Origin of the sequence: Bacillus sp. AFS001701 (genome assembly GCF_002559405.1) — a bacterium.
GTDB lineage: Bacteria > Bacillota > Bacilli > Bacillales > Bacillaceae_G > Gottfriedia.
The window spans coordinates 1-3,782 of sequence record NZ_NTZO01000456.1 but is presented as its reverse complement, the minus strand read 5'-3'; the positions used below and the strand labels follow the sequence as shown (position 1 = coordinate 3,782).

Sequence of the window (3,782 nt, the reverse complement as noted above, 5' to 3'; positions counted from 1 at the left end):
TGAAGTTCTCTATGCAACTACTATGAAAATAAACTTCTGTAAATTCGATAAAAAGGCAATACTAGAAGCAGCTCATTCGTTTTTTAAAAAAAGAGGAGCGACTTATTGTTGGTGTTTATGGACTGATCAAATAGATTAAGAGGCTTCAGTTATTGATACGGAATAGCCTAAGTTTTCTAATCTTCGTACCGAATGGCGGACAATTGATTCCTGTCTTTGTTTATCAAAATAATCTTCGCCTAGGTCGACATACATTTCTTTTCGGGTTAAAAGGTAATATGCAATTCTTAACATCGCATGGGCGACAACGATTGCAGCTTTACTTTTTCCTTTTCGTCCAGCTGTACGTCTATACAGTGCACCAAGATAGTTTTTGGATCCTCTTACTGATTGGGCTGCTTCTGTTAATGCCGATTTTAAATATTTATTTCCTTTTTTAGATTTACTAGATTTCCTTTTACCTGCACTTTCGTTATGTCCAGGAACCAGTGCTGCCCATGAACATAGATGTGCTGCGGTAGGGAATTGATTTCCTACATCGGTGCCAATTTCAGATAGAATTTGTTCAGCCATCCTTGTAGCGATTCCAGGAATTGAATCAAGTCGTTCAACATCTTCTTTATAGGAACTTACTCGATTTGCGACTTTTTGATCCAACATTTCTATTTGATTTGTTAGGAAATCAATATGAGTTAAAATCGTTTTTAACATTAGTCGTTGATGTTGTTGAATGTAGCCCCGAAGTGCCAATTCAAGCTCCTCTTTTTTCTTTTTCAACGTACCACGAGCGAAGTTTGCTAGTTTTTCAGGATCATCTTCACCATGTGAAATTGCACGAAGCATGTCCAGTGAAGAAACACCCTTGATATCTGAAACAACAGAACCAAGTTTAATGTTAGCCCCTTCTAAAACCTTCTGAATCCGATTAAGTTGTCTTGCACGTTCTTCAATAATGCTACGACGATAGCGTACAAGTTCCCTTAATTCTCGTTGATTCCGATTTGGAATAAAACTAGCTTTGAGTAGTCCATGGCGAAGAAGTTGCGCGATCCATTCGGCGTCTTTAACATCAGTTTTTCGTCCTGGAAGTGCCTTCATATGCTGGGCATTCACAACTAAAAACTCGATACCTTCGGACTCAAGTAAATTAACAATAGGCTTCCAATAAACACTGGTACTTTCCATCGCTACATGAGTACAATTATTCTCTTTAATCCAGTCCAATAACTTTAATAGAAAAATAGTCTTGGTTGAAAATGTTTGGACCTCCTTTCCTTCTGATGTCATGATACAAGCAGTGATATTGTCCTTGTGAACATCTAAACCACACGCTCTTTCAATGATTACATCCATTGAAATCTTCCTTTCTAGGCTCATAAATGGAGGCTAGTGCAACAATCAGATTAGGATTAATCTACTATTAGTGCTTCCCGCAAGGGAGCAACAGTCAGTGGTGCACCGTGGTCGTTGGAGTCAGACTAACGCGTGGGCTCTATGGCACCATAGTTGATCTTGATCGACCTTCTTCTCCTAGCCTTAGAATCAGTATGGTCGGATTCAATACATTTTCATTCACTGTGGTGAAGCTCCGTTTTTGAGCTTCATGGGTGGCTAACGCATGCGTTAGTTGATTAACAGCCACATAAAAATGCACTGTTTTATTCAGCGTGGTGATTTTCTTTTTCAAATATCTTAACCTTATTTAACGAACCTGATATTTACTTAAGAGAACATAGAATTAAGAGTTCTTTCGCCAATTTTTATAAACAAATTAGAACATTTAATAAATTTAGTTTCAAATGAAATAAAACAAATAAATAAATCGTCCACCTCTTTAAGAGATAGACGATTTATGTGTTACCTACTATACTTGAACTTCAAACTGTTTTGAATACAGTTTTCCATAAACTCCACCATTTTTGAGAAGTTCATTATGAGTACCTTGTTCTACAATTCCTTCTCCTGTTATAACAATAATTCGTCCGGCATTTCGGATTGTGGAAAGACGGTGGGCAATGACGAGTGTAGTACGTCCTTTCGCTAATATATCTAGCGCTTCCTTAACGATACTTTCACTTTCATTATCTAATGAACTTGTTGCTTCGTCTAATATAAGAATAGGTGGGTTCTTTAGGAATACTCGTGCAATACTTAATCTCTGTTTCTGGCCACCTGATAATTTAACTCCTCTTTGCCCAATCTCAGTGTGGTAGCCATTTGGGAGCTTCATAATAAAGTCATGTGCATTTGCATGCTTCGCTGCTTCAATTATTTCTTTCTCATTTGCAATCTGATTTCCGTAGCGAATATTTTCATAAACTGTACCGGTAAATAGATAAACATCTTGTTGTACAATCCCAATATTATTTCGTAATGAATTCAGGTCAATATCTCGAACATTCATTCCATCTATTAACAGCTCACCTTCCGTCACATTATAAAAACGAGGAATCAGTGAACATAATGTAGTCTTACCTACCCCAGATGGACCAACTATTGCAATATACTCACCAGGTTGTATATAAAGTGATGTATTCACTAATACATTCTCCTGATATTCTTCATAACGGAATGCAACTTGTTTAAACTCAATTTTTCCACTTACTTTTGAGAGTATAATTTTACTTTGTTTGTTTTCTATTTCAGGCATCAAATTCATGATTTCCATGAAACGTTGGAATCCTGTGATTCCTTCTTGGAACTGTGTACTCATATGTGTTAATTTTTGAATCGGTTCAATCATAAAGCCTATATATAATAAAAACGTGATTAAATCCGCTAAGTCTATAGAGTGATTAATAATATTAGCACTACCTACAATGATCACAGTAATTGTAATCAGTTGTAGAAATATTTCAACACCATTGTAAAAATAAGCTTCTGCCCTATAAGTTTTCTTTCGACTATCTAGGAAACGATTATTTGCACGGTTAAAATTTTCAATTTCAACCTGTTCATTAGCAAATGATTTTACGACACGAATTCCGGATAAACTATCCTCTACTTGTGCATTGACGTCAGCAATTCGCTCTTTGTTTTGTCTTAATGTCTTGTTTAAAACCTTATTAAAATACAATGCAAACAAACCTAGAAATGGTAAGAAACAAAAAACGGCAACCGTTAATTGTGCATTTATATAAAATAATATGAAAAATGCACCTATAAATCTCACAAAATATTTAACGTAGTCTTCAGGACCATGATGATACAACTCAGAAATGAGTAGTAAGTCGTTCGTTACTCGAGACATAAGCTGTCCTGTCTTTTCTTTATCATAAAAGCTAAATGAAAGTTTCTGCATGTGTGAAAATAGTTCACTACGCATATCACTTTCCATTCGTGCACCAATTTCGTGTCCTTTGTAGTCTACAAAGAAATTCCCGATATTTTGTATGACTACTAAAACCAGCATTAACCCACCGATCCAATACACTTCATTAAGTGCTTCAGACAAATCTCCTTCAAGAACATCCTTCGTAATGTACCGAACGAGTAGTGGAAATATTAAATTTGTAGCGGAAACGATAAAAGCACATGCTATTATCGTTAAAAATAATCTTAGATAAGGTTTATAATAAGAGAAAAATTTTTTTACAGGAAAATTCATAATTAACCCCTTTTTGTGTTATTTGACTAACACATATAATGGGGTACACCGTATGCATATTAAGAAAGTGTTCCACCCTTATATGTTTTTAAAGTTTCTTTCATTAATTTTTTCATTTAATTTGCCTCCTTCAACATTTAATACTTTTATTTTATACTTATTTGAATTAAGAGCG

At 35.2% G+C, this 3,782-nt stretch carries 2 protein-coding genes; both read right to left on the bottom strand.

Going from position 1 to position 3,782, the window contains the following annotated elements:
* Window positions 1–135: 135 nt before the first annotated feature.
* Window positions 136–1,353: an IS110 family RNA-guided transposase gene (locus CN514_RS21075; protein WP_098234266.1), complete on the bottom strand. Its 1,218-nt coding sequence runs from the start codon at window positions 1,351–1,353 to the stop codon at window positions 136–138.
* Between the two features lie 511 nt (window positions 1,354–1,864).
* Complete coding sequence (locus CN514_RS21070; protein WP_098234265.1) at window positions 1,865–3,607, bottom strand: ABC transporter ATP-binding protein; 1,743 nt, start codon at window positions 3,605–3,607, stop codon at window positions 1,865–1,867.
* Window positions 3,608–3,782: the final 175 nt, after the last annotated feature.

Excerpts from the sequence above, each read along its gene's own strand:
- CN514_RS21075 (WP_098234266.1), bottom strand. The coding sequence starts at position 1,353 with ATGGATGTAATCATTGAAAGAGCGTGTGGTTTAGATGTTCACAAGGAC.
- CN514_RS21070 (WP_098234265.1), bottom strand. The coding sequence starts at position 3,607 with ATGAATTTTCCTGTAAAAAAATTTTTCTCTTATTATAAACCTTATCTA.